Source organism: Mycobacterium interjectum (assembly GCF_900078675.2).
GTDB lineage: Bacteria > Actinomycetota > Actinomycetes > Mycobacteriales > Mycobacteriaceae > Mycobacterium > Mycobacterium interjectum.
This window is the reverse complement of the sequence record NZ_LT546237.1, coordinates 4056587-4059179: the sequence shown is the minus strand read 5'-3', so window position 1 is coordinate 4059179 and position 2593 is coordinate 4056587. Positions and strand designations below refer to the sequence as shown.

2 protein-coding genes, 2 tRNA genes and 1 pseudogene are annotated in these 2593 nt (G+C 67.1%); 2 read left to right on the top strand and 3 right to left on the bottom strand.

What is annotated here, in order from left to right:
- The 3 genes and pseudogenes from BN4348_RS54110 to BN4348_RS54100 form a co-directional block, all read right to left on the bottom strand.
- On the bottom strand, positions 1-376 hold a 376-nt coding region (locus BN4348_RS54110), incomplete at its 3' end, for a GNAT family N-acetyltransferase (RefSeq protein ID WP_096866215.1).
- 17 nt (positions 377-393) lie between these two features.
- Positions 394-1014: a hypothetical protein gene (locus BN4348_RS54105; protein WP_066916942.1), complete on the bottom strand. Its 621-nt coding sequence runs from the start codon at positions 1012-1014 to the stop codon at positions 394-396.
- Between the two features lie 243 nt (positions 1015-1257).
- A pseudogene (locus BN4348_RS54100) lies at positions 1258-2022 on the bottom strand (histidinol-phosphate transaminase); the annotation flags it as partial.
- Between the two features lie 89 nt (positions 2023-2111).
- Between BN4348_RS54100 and BN4348_RS54095 the strand changes: the two are divergent.
- Positions 2112-2203 (top strand) — tRNA-Ser (locus BN4348_RS54095).
- A 20-nt stretch (positions 2204-2223) separates the two neighbouring features.
- A tRNA-Arg gene (locus tag BN4348_RS54090) sits at positions 2224-2296 on the top strand.
- Positions 2297-2593: the final 297 nt, after the last annotated feature.

Genomic DNA, 2593 nt, shown 5'->3' with positions numbered 1-2593 from the left:
GGGTGATGCCGGCGATGGCCCGCCGGTAGCCGCGCTCGGTGAGCCGGCGCAGCAGTTGCGTGTAGAGCCCGCGGCCGCCGCCGGCTCGATGGTGGCCGGCGTCGACGTAGATCCCGGTCTGGGCCGACCATCGGTAGGACGCCACGCGATAAAGGGCGTGCGCGTAGGCGTAGCCGATGACCCGGTCGTCACGTTCCAGGACGAGCCATTCGTGGGTCTGGCGCGCCGCGGTGATCCGCGCGGCCATCTCGTCGACGGTGGGAACTTCGAGTTCCCAGCTGATCGCCGTGTCCAGCACGTAGGGGCGGTATATCGCCACGCAGGCGGGCGCATCCTCCGGGCCCGCCGGACGTACCAGGCCGATGTTCGCGTGCATGCCGGCAGTCTCAGCCGTTAAACCGGTGCCCAGTCGTCCCAGAACTCGGAGAAGTCGAGAGTCGTGTGGGGGATCGGGGCGGTGCGGATGATCTCGCGGAAGTGATCCTGCCACCCCCACCACAGGCAGATGATGAACACATACTGATACCAGCTGAGCTGGTAGCCGTCGGGGATGGCCTGCCCCTTGTTCTCCGGCGAGAACACGGCGATCGCCAACAGACCGATCGCGGCCGCCGCGGGAAGCTGGATCTTCCCGGTTTTCCAGAGGTGGATTCCCAGGGGGCGGGGCCCGTGGGGAGTCAGTTCGAATCCCTCGGGCAGCTCGTCCTCGTGGCCGTGGCTCCACCGGTGGACGCCGTAAAGGACATCGGCGATGTCGGGACGGCCGTCCGGCATGTCCGACCTCACCGCGATGGGGAACCGGCTCTGCTCCAAGTTGATGTCCGGTGCCGCCATCGCCCGGAAGATGTCCAGCGAATCGCGGATTGTCCGCTTGAAGCGAATCGCCACTCCCAGCTCCGGATAGCGCTTCTTCGCGGTCTCGTCGACCGCGTTGCCGGCGTGCACCAAGGCCGCGTCCCACTCGCCACGTTCCCAATGATCGAGCGAGTGCCTGACGGAGTCCCCGACTTCCACGCATCGAATGCTATTCGCCCAGCTGCCGCTATGTCTGCACTATGGGCGCGGTTGGAACGGCCGCCGCGGCGGGACGGTCACGGTCTGGGTGACCGTGCTGGTTTCGGTGCTCGGCGACACGGTGACCGTGCTCGGCGGGACGGTCGTCGTAGGGGTGTCGGTAGGCGTGTCGGTGCTCGGCGGCGGCGCCGTCTCGGTGACGGTCTGCGTCGGCGCGCCCCCGCCGCCTCCGTGGTGGCGCGGTGACGCCGTCGTCGTCGTCGGCACCGTCGTGGTNACGTACACCTGGTCCAGCGCCGTGATCACGTCGGGATTGCCGACGGCATAGCCGACGCGCAGGCCCGCGAGCCCGTACGCCTTCGAAAAGGTACGCAGCACAACGACATTGCTGCGGGCGCGGGCCAGCTCCAAGCTGTTGGGCGCCATGCCGTCGCGGATGTATTCGACGTAGGCCTCGTCGATGGCGATCAGGATGTGCGGCGGCACGGCCTCGACGAACCGGGCCAGGGCGTCGGGGTCGACGACCGTAGACGTCGGGTTGTTGGGGTTGCAGACGAAGATCAACCGCGTGCGGTCGGTGACCGCGGCCCGCATCGCGTAGAGGTCGAATGTGTGGTCGGCCAGGGGCACCTTGACCGCGACGGCGCCGGCGATCTGCACCATGGGCGGATACAGCTCGAAGCTGTGCCAGCCCATCACCACCTCGTCACCGGCCGACGCGGTGATCTGGATGAGCTGCTGGCACAAACTCACCGAACCGCAACTCACCGCAACCTGCTCGGGCGCGAAGTCCGAACCGAGGTGTTTCGTCAGCGCCGCCTTGAGCCGCACGTTGGCGCTGTCGGGGTAGCGGTGCACCGTGTCGGTGGCGCGTTCGATGGCCGCGCGGACGCTGGGCAACGGGCCCTGCACCGTCTCGTTGCTGGCCAGTTTGATCGAGCCCGGAACCGTTTTGCCGGGAACGTAGACCGGAAGGCCTGCCAACTCGGGTCGCAGGCGGGCGGTCACTTCGACAGCATATGTCGGCGCTGTGTACGCTATGCCTCCGGCGGTTCGGGGACACCCGAAGGGGTTCGGGTACCCTCAGGAAGTTCGATGGAGGCGTGCCAGAGCGGCCGAATGGGGCTCACTGCTAATGAGTTGTCCCCCTCAAAGGGGACCGGAGGTTCAAATCCTCTCGCCTCCGCCACGCATGACAACTGAAGACAGGCGCCCGTAGCTCAACGGATAGAGCATCTGACTACGGATCAGAAGGTTGGGGGTTCGAATCCCTTCGGGCGCGCAACTCGGTGTAGTTCAAATCGTTAAGACGGAGTTTGTTGTGGCCGCGGATATTCGGCTATAACGTCCCGCCCATGATGACGATGAGCAGTGCGGAAACGATGGGCCGTATCGGTGGCGGCGCGGGCGGTGGTCGCCACGGCGGCGGCGCCGGCGGTGGCCGCTTCGGTGGTGGCGCCGGCGGCGGTCGCTAGCCTCTTACAACCTTCCGGCTCGGGACGGGGGCGCCCCAGGAGGTGCCCATCCCGGGCTGAAGCGTCCGCACGTTAAAGCGTCTCCCGCCTAGGGGAGGGGGGCC